Origin of the sequence: Methylophaga pinxianii (assembly GCF_020447225.1) — a bacterium.
GTDB classification, from domain to species: Bacteria; Pseudomonadota; Gammaproteobacteria; order Nitrosococcales; family Methylophagaceae; genus Methylophaga; species Methylophaga pinxianii.
This window is the reverse complement of sequence record NZ_JAJAEO010000181.1, coordinates 24,068-50,082: the sequence shown is the minus strand read 5'-3', so window position 1 is coordinate 50,082 and position 26,015 is coordinate 24,068. Positions and strand designations below refer to the sequence as shown.

General features: G+C 45.2%; 21 protein-coding genes. 12 read left to right on the top strand and 9 right to left on the bottom strand.

The window, feature by feature from the left end:
• Window positions 1-54: 54 nt before the first annotated feature.
• Window positions 55-1,068 carry a biotin synthase BioB gene (bioB, locus tag LGT40_RS11975; RefSeq protein WP_226075180.1) on the bottom strand — a complete coding sequence of 338 codons (1,014 nt, stop codon included), beginning with the start codon at window positions 1,066-1,068 and terminating at the stop codon, window positions 55-57.
• A gap of 33 nt (window positions 1,069-1,101) precedes the next feature.
• Here bioB and LGT40_RS11970 point away from each other — a divergent pair, with 33 nt between their 5' ends.
• The 5 genes from LGT40_RS11970 to LGT40_RS11950 all read left to right on the top strand — a co-directional run bounded on the left by LGT40_RS11970 (window position 1,102) and on the right by LGT40_RS11950 (window position 5,301).
• The gene (locus LGT40_RS11970; protein ID WP_226075178.1) at window positions 1,102-1,827 is read left to right on the top strand and encodes a ComF family protein; all 726 of its coding nucleotides are present in this window, start codon (window positions 1,102-1,104) and stop codon (window positions 1,825-1,827) included.
• An 86-nt stretch (window positions 1,828-1,913) separates the two neighbouring features.
• The gene (locus LGT40_RS11965; RefSeq protein WP_226075176.1) at window positions 1,914-2,987 is read left to right on the top strand and encodes a DUF484 family protein; all 1,074 of its coding nucleotides are present in this window, start codon (window positions 1,914-1,916) and stop codon (window positions 2,985-2,987) included.
• A gap of 64 nt (window positions 2,988-3,051) precedes the next feature.
• Window positions 3,052-4,542: a DUF1538 domain-containing protein gene (locus tag LGT40_RS11960; RefSeq protein ID WP_226075174.1), complete on the top strand. Its 1,491-nt coding sequence runs from the start codon at window positions 3,052-3,054 to the stop codon at window positions 4,540-4,542.
• The gene (locus tag LGT40_RS11955) at window positions 4,539-4,892 is read left to right on the top strand and encodes a transcriptional regulator (protein WP_226075172.1); all 354 of its coding nucleotides are present in this window, start codon (window positions 4,539-4,541) and stop codon (window positions 4,890-4,892) included. Before LGT40_RS11960 ends, LGT40_RS11955 begins: the two co-directional genes overlap by 4 nt.
• Window positions 4,893-4,911: 19 nt before the next feature.
• Entirely contained in the window at window positions 4,912-5,301 is a 390-nt protein-coding gene (locus tag LGT40_RS11950; RefSeq protein ID WP_226075170.1) for a CBS domain-containing protein, read from the top strand.
• On the opposite strand, the gene LGT40_RS11945 is transcribed toward LGT40_RS11950, so the two are convergent.
• The 8 genes from LGT40_RS11945 to gmk are packed head-to-tail and all read right to left on the bottom strand — an operon-like array spanning window position 5,270 to window position 13,205.
• Window positions 5,270-6,139: a thermonuclease family protein gene (locus tag LGT40_RS11945; RefSeq protein ID WP_226075162.1), complete on the bottom strand. Its 870-nt coding sequence runs from the start codon at window positions 6,137-6,139 to the stop codon at window positions 5,270-5,272. The genes LGT40_RS11950 and LGT40_RS11945 overlap by 32 nt on opposite strands.
• Before the next feature lie 8 nt (window positions 6,140-6,147).
• Complete coding sequence (gene ubiA / locus LGT40_RS11940; protein WP_226075155.1) at window positions 6,148-7,014, bottom strand: 4-hydroxybenzoate octaprenyltransferase; 867 nt, start codon at window positions 7,012-7,014, stop codon at window positions 6,148-6,150.
• Entirely contained in the window at window positions 7,011-7,583 is a 573-nt protein-coding gene (locus LGT40_RS11935) for a chorismate--pyruvate lyase family protein (RefSeq protein WP_226075147.1), read from the bottom strand. The genes ubiA and LGT40_RS11935 overlap by 4 nt, the downstream gene beginning before the upstream one ends.
• Window positions 7,580-9,661: an ATP-dependent DNA helicase RecG gene (recG, locus tag LGT40_RS11930; RefSeq protein WP_226075145.1), complete on the bottom strand. Its 2,082-nt coding sequence runs from the start codon at window positions 9,659-9,661 to the stop codon at window positions 7,580-7,582. Before recG ends, LGT40_RS11935 begins: the two co-directional genes overlap by 4 nt.
• Before the next feature lie 24 nt (window positions 9,662-9,685).
• Window positions 9,686-10,072, bottom strand: a complete 387-nt coding sequence (locus LGT40_RS11925; protein WP_226075137.1) for a RidA family protein — start codon at window positions 10,070-10,072, stop codon at window positions 9,686-9,688.
• A gap of 45 nt (window positions 10,073-10,117) precedes the next feature.
• Window positions 10,118-12,277, bottom strand: a complete 2,160-nt coding sequence (locus tag LGT40_RS11920; protein WP_226075135.1) for a RelA/SpoT family protein — start codon at window positions 12,275-12,277, stop codon at window positions 10,118-10,120.
• 5 nt (window positions 12,278-12,282) lie between these two features.
• A complete protein-coding gene (gene rpoZ / locus LGT40_RS11915) occupies window positions 12,283-12,543 on the bottom strand; it encodes a DNA-directed RNA polymerase subunit omega (RefSeq protein ID WP_226075133.1) in 261 nt (86 codons plus the stop codon).
• Window positions 12,544-12,593: 50 nt separating this feature from the next.
• On the bottom strand, window positions 12,594-13,205 hold the full coding sequence (gene gmk, locus LGT40_RS11910) for a guanylate kinase (protein ID WP_226075524.1): 612 nt from the start codon (window positions 13,203-13,205) through the stop codon (window positions 12,594-12,596).
• 240 nt (window positions 13,206-13,445) lie between these two features.
• Here gmk and LGT40_RS11905 point away from each other — a divergent pair, with 240 nt between their 5' ends.
• The 7 genes from LGT40_RS11905 (at window position 13,446) to LGT40_RS11875 (ending at window position 26,004) form a co-directional block, all read left to right on the top strand.
• Window positions 13,446-14,486, top strand: coding sequence for a Fe(3+) ABC transporter substrate-binding protein (locus LGT40_RS11905; protein WP_226075132.1), 1,041 nt, complete (start codon window positions 13,446-13,448; stop codon window positions 14,484-14,486).
• Between the two features lie 58 nt (window positions 14,487-14,544).
• Window positions 14,545-16,203 carry an ABC transporter permease gene (locus LGT40_RS11900; protein WP_226075130.1) on the top strand — a complete coding sequence of 553 codons (1,659 nt, stop codon included), beginning with the start codon at window positions 14,545-14,547 and terminating at the stop codon, window positions 16,201-16,203.
• A complete protein-coding gene (locus LGT40_RS11895) occupies window positions 16,190-17,278 on the top strand; it encodes an ABC transporter ATP-binding protein (RefSeq protein WP_226075128.1) in 1,089 nt (362 codons plus the stop codon). Before LGT40_RS11900 ends, LGT40_RS11895 begins: the two co-directional genes overlap by 14 nt.
• Window positions 17,279-17,627: 349 nt before the next feature.
• A complete protein-coding gene (locus tag LGT40_RS11890; RefSeq protein ID WP_226075126.1) occupies window positions 17,628-18,044 on the top strand; it encodes a VPLPA-CTERM sorting domain-containing protein in 417 nt (138 codons plus the stop codon).
• A 290-nt stretch (window positions 18,045-18,334) separates the two neighbouring features.
• Window positions 18,335-22,906: an EAL domain-containing protein gene (locus tag LGT40_RS11885; protein ID WP_226075124.1), complete on the top strand. Its 4,572-nt coding sequence runs from the start codon at window positions 18,335-18,337 to the stop codon at window positions 22,904-22,906.
• 323 nt (window positions 22,907-23,229) lie between these two features.
• Window positions 23,230-24,849: a diguanylate cyclase domain-containing protein gene (locus LGT40_RS11880; RefSeq protein ID WP_226075122.1), complete on the top strand. Its 1,620-nt coding sequence runs from the start codon at window positions 23,230-23,232 to the stop codon at window positions 24,847-24,849.
• A 24-nt stretch (window positions 24,850-24,873) separates the two neighbouring features.
• Complete coding sequence (locus LGT40_RS11875; protein WP_226075120.1) at window positions 24,874-26,004, top strand: hypothetical protein; 1,131 nt, start codon at window positions 24,874-24,876, stop codon at window positions 26,002-26,004.
• Window positions 26,005-26,015: the final 11 nt, after the last annotated feature.

Genomic DNA, 26,015 nt, shown 5'->3' with positions numbered 1-26,015 from the left:
GAAATGCTCTGTGCAGGCTGGCTGCACAGAGCATCCGGTTTTTTATAAAAAGTTTTAGGCGGCAGAACAGTGTTTGTCTTCCTGTTGTGGCTGCCCCACCTGTAAAGGTGTGATACCCAGGCGATTGAATAAGCGCTGATCATGATCAGTATCCGGATTATCAGTGGTCAGCAGTTTTTCACCATAGAAAATCGAATTGGCACCGGCCAGGAAGCTCATCGCCTGCAATTCATCAGTCATGTTTTCCCGACCAGCAGAGAGTCTGACAAACGATTGCGGCATCATAATGCGCGCGACTGCGATGGTGCGAACAAATTCAAACGGATCCAGATTATTGATACCATCAAGCGGCGTACCTTCAACTTTCACCAATAAGTTGATGGGAACACTTTCCGGATGACTTGGCAGATTCGCCAGGCTGATTAACAAACCAGCGCGATCTTTACGGCTCTCGCCCATCCCGACAATACCACCACTACACACATGAATACCGGCTTCACGAACGTGACTTAAGGTATCGAGACGATCCTGATAAGTACGCGTTGAAATGATTTCACCATAAAATTCCGGTGAGGTATCGAGGTTATGATTGTAATAATCCAGACCAGCGTCTTTCAGACGTTTGGCCTGATGATTTTCCAGCATACCCAATGTGACACAGGTTTCCAGTCCCATATCTTTCACGCCTTCAATCATCGCCACAACCCGATCGACATCGCGGTCTTTCAGGTTACGCCATGCGGCCCCCATACAAAAACGGCTGGCACCGGTTGATTTGGCCTGAGCAGCAGACTCAAGCACTTTATCCAGCGGCATTAATGGTTCCGCTTTTACTGCGGATTCATGATGTGCACTTTGTGGGCAGTAACCACAATCCTCGGCACAACCACCCGTTTTGATACTCAGCAAGGTACTGATTTGTACAGCATTGGCATCAAAATTCTGCCGGTGAATGGTTTGAGCTTTGTACATCAGATCCGCAAATGGCAAATCAAACAAGGCTTCAATTTCCGCCTGCTGCCAGTCATGGCGAAGCGGTGCGGTCTTTTCTGCTATATTTTCAGTCATGGGCTTCTTCATCAGATTTAATGGATTAATAACATGATGGCCAGAAACTTTGGTGCCGTATTGACGCATCGTTTGGCAGAATTATACAGCAAACTCTTGCCGATTCCCTGCTTCCTCTGTGGGGAGTTTAGTTTTCAGGATGCACTTTGCAAAGCCTGTACCGAGGAATTGCCATGGCTGGGAGCGCATTGCCGGCAATGTGCCATGCCGTTAAATGTCAGTGGCATTTGCGGCCAATGTCTGCAACATCCCCCTCCTCAGCAAGCCAGTTTGGCGTTATTCCGTTATGAAACCCCGATTAATCACTGCATAGCCGCCTTCAAATTTCACCAACAGTTGGTATTTACACATTTGTTTGCCAAATTACTGGTAGATAAGATTGAGCAGCGACAGCAACCACTGCCGGAAGTCATTATCCCTATTCCTTTACATTCCAGCCGTTTGCGTCAACGGGGTTACAATCAGTCCGCTCAATTAGCCGATAACCTGGCGAAACGTCTGGGAGTGACAGCCGATAAATATAGTTTGATCCGGCAGCGCAACACCAGTCCGCAGGCAGGACTCAGTCGTAAGCAACGTAAACGTAATTTAAAACAGGCGTTTGCCGTCATCAAACCCTTGCCATACAAACGTGTAGCATTGATTGATGATGTGTATACCACAGGCCATACGGTCGCCGAAGCAAGTCGGTGTTTACAGCAAAATGGTGTGGAAGAGGTAGAAGTGTGGACAATTGCCCGCGCAATACGCCATTATTAGGCAATGTTGGTCTATCAAAGGCAGTAATGTAAAGATCAACTTACCCTAGGCTCCATAACACTTATTTCAGGGCTCAAGGCTGTTGCATGCCTCAAAAAGACGTGACGACGCTCCAAGATCGATTGGATGATCTGATTCGTATTGCCAAAAGCAATGAGCGAAAACAGCTCAACTTTCAGCAATACGAATTAAGCTTACTAAATAGCAGCGGCCTGGAGCCGTTACTGAAACTTATTCTTGAAGAACACAAACAACGGTTTCAGCTGACAGCCGTGACACTGATGTTGCATGACCCTGAATATGAATTTCAACGTTTGCTGGAATCATTACCGGACACACGGCACTGGCAGAATGATCTCTTGTTTACCGAATCTGTGCAGCGTCTTGAACAGTTTTTCAGTTTGCGACGCATTCCTCGTCTGGTCAGCTTTTCGCCGCATCAACATCAACAACTTTTTCCTGATTATCCTGAATTAGGTTCGGTTGCTTTATTGCCATTGATAAGACAAAATCAACTGATTGGCAGCCTGAATCTAGGTAGCCGCAACCCCAACAGATTTCAATCCAATATCGGTACACAATTTCTTCAGCATCTAGCTGCTGTTGTCTCTGCCTGTATCGAAAATGCCCGTTTGCATGAAGAAGTCAAACTGGTAGGGCTGCGTGATCCTCTGACAGGAGTGAATAATCGCCGATTTTTTGATCAACGCATAACCGAAGAATTCAGTCGCTCCAACCGGAATAAAACTGCCCTGTCCTGTTTATTTATTGATTTGGATTACTTCAAACGCATCAATGACGGACATGGTCACCAAACCGGCGATCAGGTACTCAAGCATGTTGCGCAACTCCTTAACGACAGCTTACGCCAAGGTGATGTGCTGGCCCGGTATGGTGGCGAGGAGTTTGTCGTTTTATTGGCTGATGCCAGTCGTATGATTGCCGCAGACATTGCCGAACGGATGCGAAAAACTGTGGCAGAAACACATTTCATGGCCTCTTCCGGTAAAACGTTACGTGTCACCTTATCGGTCGGCGTGTCGACTTTCCAACCCGGCAGTAATATGACAATAAAACGCTTATTACAGTCGGCTGATCAAGCGGTGTATGCTGCAAAATTATCGGGCCGCAACCAGGTAAAGGTCAGTGCTGAAATGTGAGAGCGGCTTGTATGCGGGGCTGTAGTCCGTACAATCAATTTTAAACCACAGTAAAGAGGATACGGTGAATCAACTTAAAGCGTTTTCGGATGCGTTCATTCATGCATTGAAAAATCTGTTGCCCATCGTTGTTGTGGTCGTTATTTTTCAAACCTTTGTAATGCAAAGCCTGCCGAAAGATACTCTGTCGATCAGTATTGGTCTGTTTGTTGTTGCTATCGGTGTAGCTTTATTTCTGCGCGGTCTGGAACTGAGTATTTTTCCGGTAGGCAAAAGCCTTTCCAATCAATTTACCAAACGTGGTTCATTGTGGATTCTGCTGTCTTTCGGTTTTGCCTTGGGATTTTCTGCGGTGATTGCCGAACCGGCTTTAATCGCTGTAGCCGAACAGGCTCAGGAGATCAGCCAAGGTCGTATTGATGCACTGATTCTCCGTTTTCTGGTGGCGACTTCTGTGGGCTTTGTCGTTGCGCTGGGAGTATTTCGAATTCTCTTTGGTTACCCACTGCATTGGTTCATGATTATTGGCTACCTGGTTGTAGTTCTCATCACTTTTTTTACGCCAGCGGAAATTGTCGGTCTGGCTTACGATTCAGGCGGTGTGACCACAAATATTGTCACGGTGCCATTGATCGCTGCATTAGGTATTGGACTAGCCTCTTCCATTCGTGGACGTAATCCACTGATCGATGGGTTTGGCATCGTAGCTATGGCGGTGATGGTGCCAATGATAACAGTGCAGTTGTATGGAATCGTCGTGTTTCGCAATACGGAAGCTACACCGTCAACCGATTTCAGTATTGATACCGCTCAGCAAGAAGCGATTTCCGGCCCGATGACGATGTTAATGGATTTGCTGGGCATGGTGGGCGATGTATTGCCTATCATTATCACTATTCTCTTTTTCCAATATCTGGTACTAAAACGCCCGTTAAATAATCCACGTAAAGTGATTCTTGGGTTTGCCATGGTGTTGTTTGGTTTATATGCCTTTGTTGTCGGTCTAAAGATGGGCTTGTTTCCTATTGGCAGTAGCATGGCTGAACAGCTGATTAAGAATCAACATATTGTCTATGTTTATCTGTTTGCTTTTGCCATTGGTTTTGCTACCACTATGGCGGAACCGGCTCTGATTGCTATTGGGCAACAAGCCGAGGAAGCAGCCTCAAGCAAGATAAATGGCAATGTCATTCGGATTTTAGTGGCTTTCGGGGTAGCGATTGGCATCACTATCGGCGTACACCGGATTATCGCGGGTGATTCGATCCATCATTATATTATTGGCGGTTATTTTATCGTCATTATGCTCACTTTGATTGCACCGAAATATATTGTCCCTCTGGCTTATGACTTAGGAGGGGTCACGACTTCAGAAGTCACTGTGCCATTAGTTACGGCACTGGGTATCGGCCTGGCAACAAATATTGAAGGTCGTAACATTCTGATGGATGGCTTTGGTTTGATTGCCTTTGCCTCTATCTTTCCAATCATAACGGTCATGCTCTATGCTATTGCAATGCATTTCATGACGACATTGAAAAAGGTAAACGCATGAAATTTTCTGTTCTAGTCGCTATTGTTCCCGAAGAGAGCGAACAAGCTGCCATTGACGCAGCCAGAGATTTGGGAGCGGGAGGTATTACGTTGATGTCGGCCCGTGGTATTAGCAATAACGCTAAAAAAACCTTCTTTGGCCTCAGCTATGACGGCAGCCAAAGTGTTTTATTGATGGTGCTGGAGAAAGGCTTGTCACTGCAAGTACTCAAAGCCATTCAAAAAATTCTGATGCCGGATAATCGAGATTCAAATGGTCTGGTTTTTACTTTGCCGTTGGAACACCTGGCAGGCATTGATACGTCTCAGGTTGAAAAATTCCAGCAGCATTTATTACGAGAAACTTCTTAATCATTAAGGATTGCGCGAGATGCGATTAGTTAAAGATATTATGATTACGCAGGTAATAACCATTTCACCATTTGCCAAAATGCGTGAAGCGCTCAGCCTGATGAAACGGCACAAAATCAAATCTCTGGTAGTGGATAAACAAAATCATCATGATGCTTTTGGTTTGATTACCTACAGCGATATTTTGAAAACCGTAATTGCTGAGGAAGGTGACATTGATTTACTGAATGTTTACGATATCTGCGCCAAACCGGTTATTACCGTCGGTGAAGATTTATCCATCAAACATGTTGCAACGTTGATGACCACCCATCGTGTAAAACGATTATTGGTCGTAAATAATAACGATTTGATCGGCTTAGTCGCCATGAATGACATTATGGAACAGTTACTGAGCGAAATTGAGTAACGTCTGGTTCAATCCTGACTATCGAACTGGGATGATGCACAAACAGATGGTAATTTTCACCGCGTTTCGACATCCAGCCCCGGACTTCGAGCGGTTGGTTCAAATAGTCCTCTAAAGGCGAAAACAGTGCCTGATGTTTTTTAGCAATTCGCAGACTTATTTTGTCGTTGACCTTTAAAACCCAATAATCCCGGGTTTGCGAACGGGATTTAGCGGTTAATCGCCAACGCTGCCATCCACGGTAGGCATTTTCATTAATCGTTGTAGCCTTGCGTGGCTGATAATGTGGTTCTGCCCATAGACCTTTATTGGCTTCTATGGCCTGTTGCTGGGCGGCTATCAATTGATCGGCATACTGTAAATTGGGCGGCTGCAAGCTGAGAGCAGCCAATCCTTGTTGCAGTAATTCTTCATTAATAAAGTCACCGTCCGGGGTCCAGGCATAAGCTAAAAGACGATCATATCGATCATGCTTTTCGGCGTCATATTGCAAATACACCTGCCCCTTTTTTAGGCGTTTTTTTAACCAATCCCGTGCTTCATTACCACCGGGCTCTGCTTCACGATGCCGCGAATTGATTTCCGGAGTGTTGACGCTGAGTAATCTGACCCGTTCATTATTTTCCAATACCAATGTATCGCCGTCATAGATACGTTTTACATTAAATAAATATCGATTCGAATTGGGTGTGACATCAAGAATTTCTGCTGCAGGATCGGCCGGCTGATCGGAAAATATCTGTTTTCCATGATCATCCGTCCATTGATAAATTTCAGTTGCACTGGCATGTGAGACCAGTAAAAAGCTGAACCAAAACAAAGTAACAATACGCAACATCAAATCCGTCAACCCAGCTGGTAATGCAGCACAATCCCTAAAAATACCACCGCACCAACCCAATTATTATTGAGAAATGCTTGTAAACAGGCATTTCGCTCCCGTTGTCTGCTTAAGCGTAACTGGTAAATAAATAGCATGGCAGCCATAACCAAGCTGACATAAAACACCATACTAAACTGCAACTGCAGCGCTACCAGAATCATAATCAGCAAATAACCAAGTTGTAATAAAGCCTGTAAAACCAAGTCATAGCGGCCGAATAATATTGCTGTTGATTTCACCCCGGCTTGCAAATCATCTTCACGATCAGCCATCGCGTAAAAGGTGTCATACATGGTGGTCCAAATAATATTGGCGACAAAAAGCCACCAGACAATCACCGGTAACGTATTGGTTTGAGCAGCAAATGCCATCGGAATTGCCCAGCCAAACGCCATACCTAACACCAATTGGGGAAGATAGGTAAAACGTTTCATAAAGGGATAGATCGCTGCCAAAACAGCTGCAACCAAGGAAAGTGCAATTGTAAATGCATTCAGCTGCAACACCAGAATAAAAGCCAGTAACACTAGAACAGCAAATGTCATTAGCGCCTGCTTTGCCGTTAGTGCGCCAGTGGCCAACGGCCGGTTTTCAGTTCGCCAGACCTGCCCATCAATATGTCGATCGGCGTAATCATTAATGGCACACCCTGCTGCACGCATCAGCACAACACCAGCGACAAAAATCACTAAAACCGGCATATCCGGCACACCGCCTGCAGCAATCCATAAAGCGCTTAACGTTGGCCATAACAGCAATAAAATGCCAATAGGCCTATTCATTCTGGTCAATTGCCAATACGGCTGAATGCGTTGATATAAGCTTGTCATACAGCCCAATCCTGATCGGGTAAAAACATTTCACAAACCAATAAGCTGTTTTCTGCAAAATAAAAACAGGAACGTCTGGCCCACATAACGGCGTTGTCGTCTAATGCAATATCATGCTTTTTTGCCAATTCAAACAAATGATTTCCAGAACGTAAGCTGGCGACTTCCAATGGTCCGCGTTTAATTGCAGGGTCCGTAAACAGAATTTCCCCTAACGAACGGTTGCCCAGATGATGAATCTGCAGGTGTGCCTGCAATGCCTGATAACTCACTCGCGGCACAACGGTACGCGCAAAAACGCGTGCCTGTTCGCCATCTTTCAATATGACTTCACGGCAATAAGCGCGTTGAGCTAAAGGCTGTTCAAGCTTCAAAGCCTCTTCTGTTAATGGTTTTTGCCAGCCGGTTTGCAACAAATCTACGTGAAACTGCTGCAAGCTGGTTTGTTGCAATCGTAAGGTCAACGAGTTTTTATCAGTTAACCAAGCGGCTAATTCACCGGGCAACTTTAGTTTATTTGCAGGATACCAGTGTGCCTGACCGTTTATCATATTCAATCTGGAACTCATACTTGTCCGAAGTTCAGTTTGGTACCAAACCAGCGATGAATTAAGGGCGCGACATTTTCCGGATGATGATTTATTAAAGTTTCAGCCGCCTTGCTTACGGCTGGCAATAAATCCTGATCAGCCAATAAATCCGCCACCCGGAATTGAGGTAAACCGGTTTGTCTGGTGCCCAGAACTTCTCCGGGACCACGAATCTCCAGATCGCGCTGGGCAATCACAAACCCATCATTACTCTCACGCAAGCAAGCCAGTCTGGCCAGACCATTTTCCGACAAAGGCGGATGATACATCAGTACACAATGACTCTGTACCGTACCACGACCTACTCGGCCACGTAATTGATGTAATTGCGCCAGGCCCAACCGTTCGGCATTCTCAATCACCATGAGACTCGCATTGGGGACATCGACCCCCACTTCAATTACCGTCGTCGCCACCAGCAAGTCAACGTCACCCTGTTTGAATGCCTGCATCACCTGTTCTTTGTCGACTGACTTCATTCGGCCATGTACCAGCGCAATGCGTAAATCAGGTAATGCCTGTTGCAATTGCTCTGCGGTATCTTCTGCTGCCTGACATTGTAAATGCTCAGATTCTTCAATCAAGGTACAGACCCAGTAAACCTGACGTTTTTGCTGACAGGCTACATGAATGCGTTCGATCACTTTCTGACGTCGATTATCCGCTACCACTACGGTGGTGACAGGCTGTCTGCCGGGCGGTAACTCATCAATAATTGATACGTTTAAATCAGCATATGCCGTCATGGCCAAAGTACGGGGAATAGGTGTGGCTGTCATCACCAATTGATGAGGCAACACATCGACTGCTTTACCTTTATCACGTAACGCCATACGCTGGTGTACACCAAATCGGTGCTGTTCATCAATAATCACTAATCCCAGACGATTAAAGGTTACTTCATCCTGAAACAAAGCATGAGTTCCGACAGCGATGTTGATGGAGCCTTCAGCCAATGCAGCAATTATCTGCCGTCGTTGCGCGGCGGTTTGCTTACCGGCACACCATCCCACCTCAATGCCCAATGGCTCAAGCCAATTACGAAAGGTCTGATAATGCTGTTCAGCCAGTAATTCTGTTGGTGCCATCATTACCGCTTGATAGCCACTCGAAACCGCCATCAATGCTGATAAAGCAGCCACCACCGTTTTGCCCGAGCCGACATCTCCCTGTACCAATCGCTGCATCGGAATATGTCGTTGCAGATCGTCACGAATTTCTTTGATAACACGTTGTTGAGCACCGGTTAACGGAAACGGCAGTTGCTGTAAAAACTTTTCACTAAAGCTGTCCGTGTTAAACACAGGAGCTTGATGTTGCTGGGTGCGATAACGGATTTGCCGCATACTGAGCTGCTGGGCCAACAGTTCTTCAAATGCCAGTCGTTTCTGAGCGGGATGTTCGCGAGACATTAACTGCCCAATGTCACTGTCCGGCGGCGGTAAATGCACATATTTCAATGCCTCCGTCAGATCAAACCGGGCCACGCGTGGATCTAACAATGCTTCCGGCAAATAGGACGACATGGTTTGCTGTTCGAGCAATTTGAGTGCTTGATTCAACAGTTTCCGCCATGACAATTGATGCAGTCCTTCGGTAGTGGGATACACTGGCGTTAAGGCTTCATCAACCGCGAATGGCATATCGCCATGGATTAGCTGATATTCCGGATGCACCATTTCCAGGGCGGACGGACCACTTCGTACTTCCCCAAAGCAACGTATACGTTGGCCTCGAGCTAATTGCTGTTGCTGGGTTTTGGAAAAATGAAAAAACCGTAACACCAGAGCCCCAGTCCCGTCACTGATATGACAAAGCAAGGAACGCCGACGGCCAAACTTGACCTGGCTGAGCTGAATCACCCCTTCGACCAGTTTTTCCTGTTGCGGCCGCAAACTGCCAATCGGCATTAAACGTGTGCGGTCCTGATAACGAAGTGGTAGATGAAACAGGAGATCCTGAATATATCGGATCCCCAGCTTCTCCAGCTTTTCAGCCAACTTTTCTCCGACCCCTTTCAACGAGGTGACCGGGTCGGTTATGGCCAGTTCAGTCACCTGTTCGGCCACTTAAAGTTAAATTTATGCGCCCAGATGCAAAATAGCATCCATTTCAACCGGCACATCTTTAGGCAATGAAGCCACACCAATTGCTGCACGGGCCGGATAAGGTTGCTGGAAATAATCCGCCATGATTTCATTGACAGTACCGAAATAGGCTAAATCAGTAAGATAAATATTCAGTTTGACGACATCCTGCAAACTGCCTCCAGCAGCCGTTGCAACTGCTGATAAGTTATCAAATACACGTCGTACCTGAGTGGCAAAATCGCCCTCAACCACTGTCATCGTTTCGGGTACCAGGGGGATTTGACCGGAAAGATAGACAACATCACCAACTTTGACAGCTTGTGAATAAGTACCAATGGCTTCTGGCGCATTGCTGGTATGGATAATTTCTCGGGACATAAAAGCTCCAGCTAAGTCGTTATGATAGACGACAGATTAAACAAATCAGTTATTAATACGGTTAATGCGTTCCACCATTTCAAGTTGGCGTAAACGGCGGATAATGCGGGCCAGATGTTGACGGTTAGTCACTTCAATCGTTAATCGTAGATGGGTATATCCACCATCGCGCTCATCTACAACAACATTGTCAATATTAGACTCTGCTTCCGAAATCACTGATGCAATGGTTGCCAAGGCACCTCTCTGATTACGCAAATGCATCATTAAATCGACGGGGAAATCACGATTGATCTCTTTCGCCCAGGCAACATCCAGCCATTTTTCATTCTGTTCACGAAGATGGGTGGTATTTTTACAGCTGCGTTGATGCACGATAATGCCACGACCAGCACTGACAAAACCATGGATAGGATCACCGGGAATCGGATGACAACAGCGGGCAAAATTGACCACCATGCCTTCGGTCCCGGCTATCAGCAATGCCTGTGGTTCTTTATTCGGGGTTTCTTCTTGCAGTAATTTCTGTGCCACCAGTAAGGCTGACATATTGCCCAGCCCCAAATCCGTCAATAACTGGTCAAAACTTTCCAGCTCATATTCTTTCAGCAAGGCAGTAATGCGTTTGGTCGGAATGTTTTCCAACGCCGTCGAAAATGCTGTCAGATGTTTATTTAATAAGCGCTGACCCAGTTGAATTGCCTCTTCTCCCTGAAGATGTTTGAGATAATTCCGAATATTAGTGCGCGCTTTAGGCGTGACAACAAAATTCATCCATGCTGGATTGGGATGCGAGGTGGGTGAGGTAATGATTTCAACGGACTGGCCCGTTTCCAGCTGCGAGCTAAGCGGTACCAGATGGCGACCAACACGTGCCGCAACACAGCTATTGCCAACATCAGAATGAACGGCATAGGCAAAGTCCACCGCTGTAGAGCCTCTAGGCAAAGTCAGAATCTCGCCTTTCGGGGTGGAAACATAAATCTCGTCAGGAAATAAATCAATGCGCAGATTTTCCAGAAATTCCATTGAGTCGCCAGAACCTTTCTGCATTTCCAGAATACCGTGCAACCATTGTCGGGCTTTGCGATGCGCCAACGTATTACCCACGGCTTCACCGGTTTTATAAAGCCAGTGTGCGGCCACACCGGCTTCGGCCAGTTGATCCATATCACGTGAACGGATCTGAACCTCTATCGGTACCCCAAAGGGCCCAAATAACACCGTATGCAATGATTGATAGCCATTGGCCTTGGGGATTGCAATGTAGTCTTTGAATTTGCCCTGAACCGGTTTGTACAGGTTATGCACCACACCCAGCATGCGATAACAGGCATCCACATCATCCACAATAATGCGAAAAGCATACACATCCATCACTTCGGAAAATGACAGCTGTTTACTGACCATTTTTTTGTAAATGCTGTAAAGATTTTTCTCACGGCCCTGGATATCGGCACTGAGGCCTTCCTGCTCCATACGATTAAGAATCGAAGCCGTGATCTGGCTGACAATTTCTTTACGATTACCGCGAGCTTTGCGCACCGCGTCAGCTAGCACCCGATAACGAATCGGATAGAGAACATGAAATCCCAGATCTTCCAGCTCGCAGCGCATCAGATTCATCCCCAGCCGCTGGGCGATGGGAGCATAAATTTCCAAGGTTTCATGGGCAATGCGGCGACGTTTTTCGGGCCGTAAATGTCCCAAAGTTCGCATATTGTGTAAGCGATCAGCAAGTTTGACGATGATGACCCGAATGTCACGCGACATCGCCAACAGCATTTTTCGCAGATTTTCTGCCTGTGCATGCTGACGGGTTTCAAATGCCGCTTGAGCCAGTTTGGTGACACCTTCTACCAGTTCGGCAACCGGTTCACCAAACTCTGCTATCACATCACGTTTGGACATTTCCGTGTCTTCGATTACATCGTGCAGTAACCCTGCCATGATGCACTCATAATCCATATGCATCATGGCTAAAACATGTGCTACGGCCAATGGATGCGTAATATAGCGCTCACCACTGCGTCGGGTCTGTCCCTCGTGACATTGTTCGGCAAAATGATAAGCACGTCGAATTGAATCGACCTGACTGCTTTCTAAGTAATTGGAGGTCGCAAAACAGAGATCATCTATGGTGAGCTTGGGCTCAGACTCCTGAATGAAGTCGAGCTCAGAGGCAACAGAGGGTTTTGCGCTCACGATAATTAAATTTCGCTTTGCAGCTCTTCATCACTAACGATGCTGGTTTCAGCATGCTGACGAGCTGAGGTTTTGCTTAAAATGCTGCGATCAACCAAGCCAGCCGCGATTTCACGCAAAGCCAGAACGGTTGGTTTATCGTTATCAACTGGCACCATCGCATCATCACCCATGGCGATTTGGCGAGCGCGCTTGGCTGCTACCAGCACCAATTGAAAACGGTTATCTACATTTTCGAGGCAATCTTCAACTGTTGTACGTGCCATGATAATTTGTCCTGTGGTTAAAACATGTAATTTTACGAGAGATACGCAGCTTAAGCCAGTAAGTCAGCCAACAAGGTACTGTAATTAGACTGCTGAACGATCAATTTGTGCCGACTGGCGACCACGATCGCAGTCAGACTGGCAAGTGCGTGATCGAAGTCATCATTTACAATCAGATAATCAAACTCAACGTAATGTGACATTTCGCTTTCTGCATCGCGCATTCTGCGCGAAATAGTGGCTTCATCATCTTGTCCCCGGCCTCTTAACCGTTGCTCAAGCGCTTGTTTTGAGGGAGGCAAAATAAATATGCTGCTGCTCTCTGGGAAATTTTTTCTGACTTGCTGAGCACCCTGCCAATCGATTTCCAAAATCACATCATTACCGGCATGCAGTTGATGATGCACTGCCGCAGCGGAGGTACCGTAACTGTTATCAAAAACCGTTGCTGACTCCAGAAAATCGCCAGCATCACGCATTTTGCTGAAAATATCCTGACTGACAAAAAAATAATCCTCACCATCCGTCTCACCAGCTCTTGCCGCGCGGGTGGTATGAGATACTGATAAGCGGACATGTGGATCCTGTTTCACCAAGGCCCGCACCAGACTGGTTTTACCTGCACCTGATGGTGCCGCCACAATAAATAGACTTCCGGACATTTTTATACCTTGAAATTGCGCAGTTTCCATTTTGAAAACTGCATTTTGTTTATCAAAACAATACTGGTTTACGCTTTTTTGTGCCAGTTTTTTGCAACGCTAAAAGCAGGCTCTGTGCGAGCTAACTGTCGCCATCAAAGCTTTGCGGTTCATATTAGTCAAAGAAAAATTTATTACTGCTATTTCAAACAAAAATAAATCTCATTATCATTAGGTTAGTTTTTAACCACGGAGTGTTCTATGCGCAAAGCAGGTATTTTTCTGAGTATTTGGCTGGGTCTATCTGTCACGCTCATCACTGGGTGCAGTGATAATGGGAAAGACGAAGTACAAGAGGTCAATCTTTATTCAGCGCGAATTGAGTCTTTGATTAAACCTTTATTGGATGAGTTCACCGAAGAAACCGGAATCAAAGTCAATCTGGTCACTGGTAACGCAGATGAATTATTACAGCGGCTGCAAAATGAAGGGCGTAACACTCCGGCAGATATGTTGTTAACCACTGATGCAGGACGGTTGCACCGAGCCATGGAAGTGGACCTGGTTGAACCGGTTGAATCGGAAATCCTGCAAGAGCGAATCCCATCTTCGTATCGGCACCCTGAAGGTTACTGGTTTGGATTATCTCTGCGTGCCCGTCCGATCATGTACGTAAAAGATCGTGTTGATCCTGCTGAGCTTTCAACTTATGAAGCCTTGGTCGATCCGCGTTGGAAAAACAGAATCTGTGTTCGTTCATCAAGCAATATTTATAACCAGTCTATGGTGGCCTCCATGATTGTAGCCAATGGCGAAGCGGCGACAGAAGAGTGGGCAAAAGGACTGGTTGCCAATTTCGCTCGTTCCCCCCAAGGTGGCGATCGTGATCAGATTAGTGCCGCCGCAGCAGGTCAATGCGATATCGTTATTGCTAATACTTATTATCTTGCTGGCATGTTGACCAGTAACGATCCTTCCGAGCGTGAAGCAGCGGAAAAATTGGCAATTTTCTGGCCTAACCAGGATGGTCGTGGCGTGCATATTAATGTTTCTGGAGCCGCCATCATCAAAGATGCCAAACACCGTGATAATGCGATCAAACTGCTGGAGTTTCTAACCAGTGACACTGCTCAGCACTGGTACGCAGAAGCAAACGGCGAATTCCCGGTGCGAGCCGATATCGAAAAAGGAGAATTGCTGGAACAATGGGGAGAGTTCCGTGCCGATCCACTGGATATGGATAAATTAGGTGAATATAACGCCGACGCCTTGCGCCTGATGGATCGTGCAGGTTGGCAATAAGCAATTCGATGCGTAAAGTTGGCGGTTTTGCCAGTACAAACGCCAACTTTACAATTTCATGTCAAGCTTAAACCCCTACCGTCCCTACCCACTGTTTATTCTGGTATTGGCAGTCATACTGTCAATGCCGGTAGTGGTGGTCCTGGCTCATGTCTTTGTTCCCAGTGGTGATATTTGGCAACATTTAAGCTCGACAGTCCTACCCGACTATATCCGTAATTCATTATTACTGATGTTGGGTGTCGCCATAGGCACGTTATTGATTGGTGTCACCGCAGCCTGGCTGACTACAATGTGCCAATTTCCTGGTCGCGGCCTGTTTGAATGGGCGCTGCTGCTGCCAATGGCAATGCCAGCCTACATTATTGCCTATACCTATACCGGTATGCTGGATTTTGCCGGACCGGTGCAAATGACGTTACGTGAATGGTTTGGCTGGCAATATGGTGATTACTGGTTCCCTCAGATCCGTTCATTGAATGGCGCAGTCGTCATGTTGACACTGGTACTTTATCCTTACGTTTATTTGCTCAGTCGGGCAGCATTTCTTAATCAGTCCATCTGTGTTCTGGATGTCAGCCGTACTCTGGGTAATGGACCATGGAAAACATTTTGGCGAGTGGCGCTGCCATTGGCGCGGCCTGCCATCATTGCCGGCTTATCACTTGCATTGATGGAAACCTTAGCCGATTACGGGACCGTACAATTCTTTGGTATCAGTACGTTTACAACCGGTATTTTCCGCACCTGGTTTGGTATGGGTAGTGCGGCGGCAGCGGCGCAATTGGCTGCAGGGCTGATGGTGTTTGTTTTTGCCCTGGTTATTATCGAACGTTATTCGCGTCGTCAGGCGCGCTATCACCACACCAGCCGACGTCATCAGGATCTCCGTCGTTTTCAATTAACCGGTGGTCGTGCTTTTCTCGCATTCATTTTCTGTTTGATTGTGCTCTGTCTTGGTTTTTTATTGCCCGCATTACAATTACTCAGCTGGACCATTCATGTGGCTGATACCGTAATTGATGCCGAGTTTATGAGATTACTGGTTAACAGTCTTTCGCTTGCTGCCGCCGCTGCGGTATTGGCATTGGTTTTAGCCATTGTCATGGCTTACGCCCAACGACTTTATCCTGGCAAATTGGTTAGCGGAGCTGTTCGGGTGGCCGGAATGGGCTATGCGGTTCCTGGTGCCGTGATTGCTGTGGGGGTGATGATCCCGTTTGCCTGGATTGACAATACGATTGACGATCTGGCCCGTAGTCATTTTAATTATTCTACCGGCCTGTTGTTGAGCGGCACCTTGGTGGCCGTCACGTTTGCTTATTTGACCAGGTTTCTCGCGGTGTCATTGCAAACCGTCGATAGTGGTCTGACACGCATTACCCACTCAATGGATGAAGCCGGCCGTTCTTTTGGTTTTCGTCCATTGCAAATCCTTCGACAGATTCATATCCCGATGCTGAGTGCTTCATTAATGACTGCACTGCTACTGGTCTTTGTCGATGTGTTGAAGGAATTACCTGCAACATTAATATTACGCCCCTTCAACTTTAATACGCTTGCCGTCAAAGCGTATGAACTGGCATCAGATGAACGTCTGGCTGAAGCCGCCCCCGCTGCGTTGGCTATTGTGATTGCCGGTATTATTCCAGTAATTTTGTTGAGTAAAACGATTACCCGATCCCGCAAGCTAAAATTGGCTCATGATGAACATTGATACCTCCATACCAACGCCTCAATTACTCGTCGACAATATCAGCATTGGTTATGCTGGCAGGCCAGTTGTAGAAGGAATTTCCTTTCAGTTAAATGACGGTGAAATTGCTTGTTTACTTGGCCCATCCGGGTGTGGAAAAACCTCTGTTTTACGAGCTATTGCAGGGTTTGAGCCCCTAATGCAGGGCAGTATCGTATTACATGATCAAACCGTCAGTTCTGCTGATTTTTTTCTCCCTCCCGAAAAACGCCATATTGGTATGGTGTTTCAGGATTTTGCCTTATTCCCACATCTGACAGTGGCCAAAAACATAGGGTTTGGGCTACAAAAACTGCCGCGTAAGCAACAGCAACAACGGGTAGATGATTTACTCGAACTGGTTGAATTAACCGAGTCCAGAAATCAATATCCACATCAGCTTTCCGGGGGGCAGCAGCAACGTGTTGCGTTGGCTCGAGCAATGGCACCAAGACCTGATATTCTGCTGCTCGACGAACCTTTTTCCAGTATGGATTCGGAATTACGTGAACAACTTGCCAGGGAAGTGCGACATTTATTGCGACGTGATGGTATCACCGCAATCATGGTCACTCATGATCAACATGAAGCTTTTGCCATGGCCGATCAGATTGGCGTGCTGGGAAATGGCAAGTTATTGCAATGGGGTAATGGGTATGATTTATACCACCGCCCCAGCAGTCGTTTTGTCGCTGATTTTATCGGACAAGGTGTGCTGATACCTGGTGAAATTATTGATGATAATAAAATCAGCACGGAACTGGGTATTGTCAGTGGCAAAATGACTTCAGACGCGACAACGGGTCATAAGGTTAATTTACTGCTCAGACCGGACGATATTATTCATGATGACAACAGTCCGTTAAAAGCCGAGATTGTAGCCAGAGTATTTCGCGGTGCAGTTTATCTTTACACTCTCAAATTGCAGAGCGGCCAAAAGATCCTCTGTCTGGTTCAAAGTCATCACCAACATGACATCGGTGAGTATCTTGGAATACGGCTTGAAGCTGATCATCTGGCGGTATTTTCAAATTCGCCTGACAATGCTCTGGCATGATTACATCAATCAGCGCCTATCGGCAGGTTTCTCTGTTTGCTGTTTTGCATGACCAACATACAATGTCATTCAGGCTATAATTGACCTATGTTACCTAGGAATTTTTCACATTAAAAACCGGGAATTAGTACCAAGGTACAATATAAATGTTATGTACGGCCCCTTAAATTATAGGGTGTAGTTCACAACAATAACAAAATCCCTGGGGGGCACAACTTATGAAAATTATATTAAAACATTACTTTTGGTCGGTTTGATGCCATTTTGTGCGAGTGTAAATGCAGCATCATTAATATTAACCGGAACCGTCTCGTATGATGCGAATGGCTATAAAGGGAAAATCTCTGAGGTGCAAAATATCAATGATTTTTTGCCAGGAGCAACTGAAGGATTCTATGTTTCAAAACCCAATCCAACGGCAATGAATGCGGCACATTTACAAACTGCAATATCAGCAGCAGGTTCCAGTTTTCTGGTAACGGATTTTTTCAAGATAGAGAATCCAACGACCAATACTTTAAATACGACTGCCTTGAACCTGACCTTTTCCGGTTTTTTAATGAAGTATGGAACAACCACCCTAATCGGTTTATTCGACACTCCGATATCAAACCTGGACTTTCTGACGCATGATGGTAAAGATGTTTCACACTTCGCTTATTTTAATACTGCCCCCGTTTCAGAAGTACCACTTCCAGCAGCGTTATGGTTATTTGCACCAGCCCTGATGGGATTATTAGGCATAAGACGCCGCCTGATAATTTAACTTAATACTTATTCAAGAATTTTAGCCGTGCATTGCGCGGCTTTTTTTTGTCTGATTTTTTTATCTCCAACACCTTTTACAGTGCTATTACCCGCTTCCAGTTATCAATGCTGTCTCAGTCGCTTGCTCAGAATTTTTTAATTTAAGTTAAAGCTGGCCAATTTTATCCAAGGTAATGTTGTCAAAAAATTCAAATCAGACTGCCCTTAAAGCCCATATCTTTTCCTGCTCATTTAGCACGTCAGCAAGAACAAATAGCGGATGCACAGGCGTCTTCTTAGGAGTGATTGATGCTTAAAACTGTTAGTCGAAAGCCGCTGTATGTCGGTCTGGCAGCTTCAGCGGGTGGACTAGAAGCGTTGACTAGTTTGCTAAAAAACACCGAAAAGCATGACAGCCTCTGCATTGTGATTGCACAACATCTCTCACCTGATCATGAAAGCTTACTGGCAAATTTATTAGCCAGAGAAAGTAACTTCCCTATTCTGACAGCCAAAAATGGTATGCCCTTAACACCCGGAACCGCTGTGGTTATTCCGCCGGGATATAACGGCACGGTAAGCGCTGATAAAATATTTTTACAATCCACTCATCAACATGGCGTTCCCAAACCATCAGCCAACGATTTGTTTGTTTCCATGGCTGAGACCTACCATGAAAGAGCTGTTGCTGTTGCCGTTGTGTTGTCTGGTACAGGCACTGATGGCGCGCGTGGCTGCCGGGAGATTAAAGCGCGAGATGGTTTTGTGTTTGCTCAGCTGCTTAGTGAAGCCAAATATGAAGGCATGCCAAAATCCGCAATTGATACAGGCTGTGTGGATCGGGTTTTAAGTGCGGCACAAATTGCGAAAGAGCTAATTCGTCTGTGCAATTATGAAGAAATAAGTAAACCACCCAAAACAACAGATAATCAGTTTGACTCGTTTGACAGCATACTGGGGCTATTGGCCAAACATACTGGGGTGAGCTTTTATAACTATAAAGACAATACCTTACGCAGGCGCATTCACCGCCGATTGATGGCTACAGATACGGCCAGCTGGATCGAATATGAACAATATGTTCAAGCTCATCCAGATGAGTTGAATAATCTCTATCAAGATCTGCTGATCTCGGTAACAGCTTTTTTCCGCGATGAAACCGCTTTTAATGAATTGGAAAAATTGTTGCGCCGAATTATTGAACGCAAACAAAAAGGCGACGAAATTCGCATCTGGGTGGCTGGCTGTGCTACCGGCGAAGAAGCATACAGTATCGCCATCCTATTACGCGAAATACTGGGGCACGAACTGGATGACTATCGGGCACAGATATTTGCCACAGATATTGATATGAAAGCGCTGGCTATTGCTCGTAAAGGAAAATATGAACAGGCGGCAATAAAGGGTTTGTCACAGCAGCGTTTAGACCGTCATTTCACGCATATGAGTGATGGTTATGTGGTCAAAAAACCATTACGGGATATGGTATTGTTTGCCAAACAAAACCTGGTAGAAGATCCGGCTTTTTTAAGACTCGATATGGTGACCTGCCGGAATGTTCTAATCTACATGAAATCCCAGTTACAGAAACAAGTTCAAGCGACCTTTCATTATGCTTTGAATAGTGATGGTTTTCTGTTTTTAGGTAAATCGGAATCCTTACCTAACAATGAATTATTTGAGATCGACTCCAACGAGGGTCGGACTTTTTCACGCAGAAATGTAAACAGCCTGGAAGTTTATCGCAGACATCAGGTAAAACAGCAGCCGTCCAACAACTTAAAAAGCCAGCCCGTAAATACAGCTTCAAGACATATTGAAACGTTGGACGAGAGAGTTTTCAAAGCAGTTACCCAATTCATTATCTCCAATGCATTTGTGGTAGATGATCATATGGAGATCCGGTTTATCTATGGCGATATTTCACCCATTACTCAAATTGGACGAGGCCGCGCCAGTCTGAATGTACAAAGCATGGTTCGAAGTGAGTTCCAGATGGAGATCAAAGGACTGGTTTATCGTGCAAAAAAACAACCACAATCCTACCGTAGTCATATTATTCGTCTTGGCAGTGATGCCTTTATGTTTGAAGTGATGCCACTGCAAATTACTGAGTTAAATGATGCGTTATATCTGATCCGTTTTGAACAAACCGCGCTGGATAATGACCTTGAGGCGGAAACAGAATCCGCCAATTACGAACGTATCATCCAGTTGCAGCAAGAATTATCCTCCACCAAAGAACATCTGCAAACCGTCATTGAAGAATTAGAAACATCCAATGAAGAACTGCAATCGGTTAATGAAGAAATGCAGTCCGCCAATGAAGAATTGCAATCCACCAATGAAGAGTTGGAAACCTCAAATGAAGAACTGCAATCCACCAATGAAGAACTGACGACTGTTAATGAGGAAATGCAGGTAAAGAGTAATGAAATTATTTCTCTCAATACCGATCTGCAAAACATGCAGAACAGCTTGTCACATCCGTTTATGGTGGTGGATGACAATTTATTGCTGACTCATTTCAATCCCGCTGCAAAACAACTGTTTAATCTGCAAAGTGAAAATGTAGGTCTTCGCCTGACCCAATTACGCAGTAATTATCGTCTGCCTGATTTGGTCAAACTCATTGAAACAGCCCACGAAACAGGTGAAACCGTTACATTTCAAATTACCGGAGAGCAACATTATCTGCTTTCCGTAAATTCTTATCTCGATAATCAGGGCAATATCAATGGCGCCGTTTTATTGTTTTGGGAAAACACTGAGCTCATTCAAACCTATGAGCGCCTGAAACAATCCCTGATAGAAAATAATCTGCAAGCCCGAGCAATGGAAGCTGCCCAGCAAGGCATTATCATAGTTGATGCCCTCACTAAAGATATGCCCATTCTTTATACCAATGAAGCCTTTACCCGAATGACGGGCTATAAAAGCGAAGAAGTCATCGGTCATAACTGCCGTTTTTTGCAAGGTGAAGAGACTCAGGCAAGCGCTGTCGACTCTATCAAACAAGCGATAAATGAGGGTATACCACTGCAAACCACTCTATTAAATTACCGTAAAGATGGCACTTCCTTCTGGAACCAACTGAGTATTGCGCCAGTGTACGATAATAATCAGGTCACGCATTTTATTGGGCTGCAATCAGATATCACCCAGTCAATAAACGATAACCGTCAAATGTCGCTGGCACAATCGGTGTTTGATAATACTCAGGATAATATTCTGGTCATTAATCATAAGCAGCATATTCTCTATGCAAATCAAGCCATGTTGAACACCTTGAATATTGAGAATGATGAAATCCTGGCCACCAATATCAATGACTTTCTCAGGTGTAATGAAGAAAGTGGACTCACCTTAGCTCAATTATGGAAAACACTTTCGCTGATTGGCTCATGGCGAGGTGAACTCAATTTCTATTTCCAGGGCAAATTAAAACCGCAAATGGTCTCCATCAGTCGCGTTGAAGACCAGCATGATGGAGAAGTCTGTTATGTATTGCTGGCCAGCGATATTGCAGAACTAAAACGCCGCGAACAACAATTGCATCAATTGGCCCTGTTTGATGAATTGACCGGCTTACCGAATCGCATGCATCTGAATCAGATCATGAAAGATACCGTTGCACGTAGTCACCGCAAACAGGGTAAATTTGCAGTATTGTTTTTGGATTTGGATAACTTCAAACGTATCAACGATTCTCTGGGACATGCAGTAGGCGATGATGTCCTGCAATACTTTACCCATGTCATATCCGAGCTGGTGCGTGAAAGTGATACCTTTGCACGAATCAGTGGCGATGAATTTGTTATTTTGCTGGAAGAAATCGACTCGGAAGTCGATGCACAAGTTTTTGCCCAACGCATTATTGAAAGCCTGAAACAGCCTTATCTTGCCAATGGCCAAAATCTGTTTATTTCATCCAGTATCGGTATTGCGATTTATCCTGAAGATGGTGACTTACCCGATATTTTGTTGCGAAACGCCGATATTGCAATGTATCGGGCCAAGGAAAATGGTAAGGGTTATTTTGGCTTTGTCGATCCAGAGCGCTCTGATGAACTGCGAAAACAGCTGCAAATTGAAGCCGAGCTACAACGAGGATTAGTTGATGGGGAGGATGTGGGGTTACATCTGGTCTACCAGCCGATTTTTCATTGTAGCAATCCCGATATCGAAGCCTCACTGGAAGCATTAATCCGCTGGCATCATCCACAGTTGGGACATATTATGCCTAAAGAGCTGATCCCGATTGTGCAAATGTCTAAACTCACTGCAGAACTGGATGAGTGGGTTATCAATCAAGTTATTCAGCAGCGACAACAATGGTTAGAGGAGCATCCGGAAAAGGCAGAAAAGCTGTGTATTTCCATTAATATGCATCCCTCTCATTTAAATCGATTACATGATGCTGAGACGAGCGAACTGTTACTGAAGCTGCAACAACACGCTCCGCTCAATTGGCTGACCATTGAAGTCACCGAAGTAGCCCTATTGGCACATTTTGAAAATGCCAAACAGGCGTTAAAAAATCTCACCGAGCTTGGTGTTTCTATTGCCATTGATGACTTTGGTTCGGGATATTCCAATTTTGGTTATATCACCGAACTCAGTGAGATCAAGGTGGTAAAACTGGATCGTTCGGTGATTTATCAATTTGAAGAGGATCAACATAAACGCCGCAAGGTCAAAGCGCTGCTGACTATGCTGCATGAGATGGGTTATGAAACCGTGATAGAAGGAATTGAAAATCACGCTGCCATGCAGACCCTTTCTGACATTGGCTGCCAGAGCGTTCAGGGATTTTATCTCAGCAAACCGCTATCGGTCGCACAGCTAGACAAGCAATCAATGGATATTCAAAGAAACTGAGTCTGCTCAGTTTGCTTCACCCATCACAACACACAAAGCCATATTTCCTCCAATTGTGTTGCCATTTGACCAGGTTCACTGGTGACAGGGAGCTGATGACCAAATCAGCGACATCCGGCTCACACATCATTTTTATGGTTTAAATCATTCAAACAAAATACATACGTTTTTCTCAATCTGTTCCCACCGGCCAGTCATATCGGCTATCGCTTTGTTACATTCACATTTGAATTGTGGTAAATTCCTTAAAGTTTACATTCAATAAAAATAATAGCTAAACATATGAATAAATTGACATTTCATGGACTTGTGAATAGCGAAGCATGATGCGGTTTCAGCAATTTGGCGCGGGTCAATCTCAGTATTTATTCATAACAGCGTTATGGCTACTGCTTTTTTTGTTCCCTGCGACCAGCTTTGCGCAACAACAACTCACTGGTCAGTGGTATGAAGTCAAATCGGATTGGCAATTTCCCGAGCCACCTGTCGATAACATTGAGACGCCCTATTTAACCGGAGGACATTTTGTCTTTCGAGCGTCATTTGATATCACTAATGGCAATGAAACTATTGTCATTGATTTTAAAAATGCCAGCGTTTTAGGCCGCTTTCATCATTACATTTCCGATTCAACCGGTAACCTTGTTGCAGAGGCGCGCGGTGGCATCGAGTCAGATGCAGAAAATACTTTTTTTCTACGCCATGGGCGTGAATTCAAATTGCCTCCTGGCGAATATCAGCTCACTACCGAGCTGGTTTCCACCTATTTTATTGCTGAACCGCAACCCTACATGGATACACTTTCGCATTACCGAAAAGCGATTAAGTGGGGCACTGTTATCACTTTGGTCAGCATTGGCATATTGATTAGTTTGGGGGTGTATTACACGATTCTTGCCTATGTTCGAAAGCGCATCACCGAAACCATGTATGCCATTTTTATCTGGATGAATGTGCTCTTCAATGGCACCAGTCTACTTATCACCCCTGATTTGTTTGGTATTCATTGGTTCTTCCTCGCGGGCGCTCCAATATTAATCAGCAACATTGCTTATCTTTTATTTGCCAAGCACTTATTACAAATCAGGGCCAATACCCATCCCATACTGAATAATCTGGCTAAACTGATTTTAGCCATGCTCGGTGTATTGCTCGTGGTAGCGCTTTTCAACAAACATTTAATACTGGAATGTGCTCGCTATGGCGTTGGCTTGATGATGCTCTATGGTCTGATTGCCGCACTAGTACGTGCTTTTGAAGGTTACAAAATCGCCTATTTTTACCTGGTGGCGATCGCGGCATTTTTTATCATCGGTTCTATTGCTATATCGAGCAAAGATCTGGTGGGTGTTTATACCATCTATATCGAGCATATCGGCTTGCTGGCCGTCACGGTTGAGGTGTTACTAATCGGTCTGGTATTAGGCTATCAATTCGCCGAAATTTATCAGGAAAAAGAAAGTAACTTATCTTTGATCCAGCACAGTTTGCAAATCGCTCATCATGATGCATTAACCGGTTTGCCAAATCGTTATGCATTAGATCTTACTCTGGAAAAACTGCCGGCTAACGGCATGATAACGTTGTTAGATATGGATAATTTGAAAATCTACAATGACACCTATGGTCACCAGAAAGGAGATGAGATGTTACAGATGTTTGCCAATATACTCTCATCAAAACTCGGCGAACTGGGTGTGCTGCATCGCATGGGTGGAGATGAATTTGCCATCACCAGTGAAAGTATTGATCATGCCAAAAAAATCGAACAGGTCATCACGGAAACCATCAGCTACATGCAACAAAACGGGTTTGAAAAAGCCGGCGTCAGTCATGGATCAGCTTACATGATAGAAACCCTGAATGTCGATGATCTGCGGATGCTGGCGGATGAACGGATGTATCAACACAAGCGTAGAAACAATACTCCTCAATGGGCCTAACATCACATTAAAAAAGGACGGTTAATGAAAAGACTTGTTTTTCCTGTTTTGCTCGCATTATTGCTGCCACTTATCGCCAGTTGGTTTGCTTATCCTGACACGCATTTGCCTCCCGATTTCGGCGTATTTCCCCCTCAATATGTCGCCGACGCGCCTGGATTTAACCTTCTCGTGTTTTGTATTATCGCCTTGGCTGAGATACTTGTTATCACACTTTATTTAATACCTGCTTTATTCGGTTTTAAGAAAGTTGCTCCTGAACCACGCTCGCAAACCGTTGCTCTACCGATCTGGTTTTGGATAGGTTTAGTAGTGACGCTTTTTTTCTGGTGGCTGATGTGGAGTCGGGTAACGATATTTGGCGATCTGGTTTATTATGCGTTCACCCCGATGTGGTGGGGGTTTATTTTTGTATTGGATGGTCTGGTCTATCGTTACTCCAACCGACAATCCCTGTTTGCCAGCAAGCCCAAAACCTTTTTGATGACGGCGATTGTCTCTCTGGCTGGCTGGTATCTATTTGAATATTTTAATTATTTTGCGCTCGGCAACTGGTATTACCCTAACAGCACCATGCCAGAGCTGTCGCATCAGACTATTGTCATTATTTTCTTATTAGCTTACACCACCGTCTGGCCAGCTATTTTTCAGTGGTACACATTATTAAATACCTGTCCCCGGCTAGTCAGTCGGTTTAGTCAGGGACCCAAGATCAGCTTGAATGGCAACCTGCTAATCTGGCTAGGTCTGATCATCCTGGTATTGATGGTGTTCTGGCCCTATCCCTTTTTCTGGGCATTATGGATTGGCCCGTTATTAGTGTTTGCCGGTGTATTGATCCGCTCTAACATCTGGTCCCCCTTCTCAGCAATGGCAGATGGCAATTGGTCCCCTGCATTGCTGATGGCACTTTCCGCTATGTTAAACGGCTTCTTCTGGGAGTTTTGGAATTACGGCAGCGCTCATCCCGCCGAGCCTGTGACCAACCCGAATTATTGGGTCTACGATATTCCCTATATTAATGTCATCCATATTTTTTCAGAGATGCCACTGCTAGGGTATATGGGCTATATGCCGTTTGGTGTTCTCGCCTGGGTTATCTTTATCTGGGCGGGTAAGGTGTTTGGTTTTAACACTGATTTAATCAAGAAATAATGCAGTTTGTA

Coding starts and splice junctions, on each gene's coding strand:
- LGT40_RS11925 (WP_226075137.1), bottom strand. CDS start 10,072: ATGTCCCGAGAAATTATCCATACCAGCAATGCGCCAGAAGCCATTGGT.
- rpoZ (WP_226075133.1), bottom strand. CDS start 12,543: ATGGCACGTACAACAGTTGAAGATTGCCTCGAAAATGTAGATAACCGT.
- LGT40_RS11955 (WP_226075172.1), top strand. CDS start 4,539: ATGAAATTTTCTGTTCTAGTCGCTATTGTTCCCGAAGAGAGCGAACAA.
- ubiA (WP_226075155.1), bottom strand. CDS start 7,014: ATGACAAGCTTATATCAACGCATTCAGCCGTATTGGCAATTGACCAGA.
- LGT40_RS11895 (WP_226075128.1), top strand. CDS start 16,190: ATGATGAACATTGATACCTCCATACCAACGCCTCAATTACTCGTCGAC.
- LGT40_RS11965 (WP_226075176.1), top strand. CDS start 1,914: ATGCCTCAAAAAGACGTGACGACGCTCCAAGATCGATTGGATGATCTG.
- LGT40_RS11905 (WP_226075132.1), top strand. CDS start 13,446: ATGCGCAAAGCAGGTATTTTTCTGAGTATTTGGCTGGGTCTATCTGTC.
- bioB (WP_226075180.1), bottom strand. CDS start 1,068: ATGACTGAAAATATAGCAGAAAAGACCGCACCGCTTCGCCATGACTGG.
- gmk (WP_226075524.1), bottom strand. CDS start 13,205: ATGTCCGGAAGTCTATTTATTGTGGCGGCACCATCAGGTGCAGGTAAA.
- LGT40_RS11885 (WP_226075124.1), top strand. CDS start 18,335: ATGCTTAAAACTGTTAGTCGAAAGCCGCTGTATGTCGGTCTGGCAGCT.
- LGT40_RS11970 (WP_226075178.1), top strand. CDS start 1,102: ATGATGGCCAGAAACTTTGGTGCCGTATTGACGCATCGTTTGGCAGAA.
- LGT40_RS11875 (WP_226075120.1), top strand. CDS start 24,874: ATGAAAAGACTTGTTTTTCCTGTTTTGCTCGCATTATTGCTGCCACTT.
- LGT40_RS11950 (WP_226075170.1), top strand. CDS start 4,912: ATGCGATTAGTTAAAGATATTATGATTACGCAGGTAATAACCATTTCA.
- LGT40_RS11880 (WP_226075122.1), top strand. CDS start 23,230: ATGATGCGGTTTCAGCAATTTGGCGCGGGTCAATCTCAGTATTTATTC.
- LGT40_RS11935 (WP_226075147.1), bottom strand. CDS start 7,583: ATGAGTTCCAGATTGAATATGATAAACGGTCAGGCACACTGGTATCCT.
- LGT40_RS11945 (WP_226075162.1), bottom strand. CDS start 6,139: ATGTTGCGTATTGTTACTTTGTTTTGGTTCAGCTTTTTACTGGTCTCA.
- LGT40_RS11900 (WP_226075130.1), top strand. CDS start 14,545: ATGTCAAGCTTAAACCCCTACCGTCCCTACCCACTGTTTATTCTGGTA.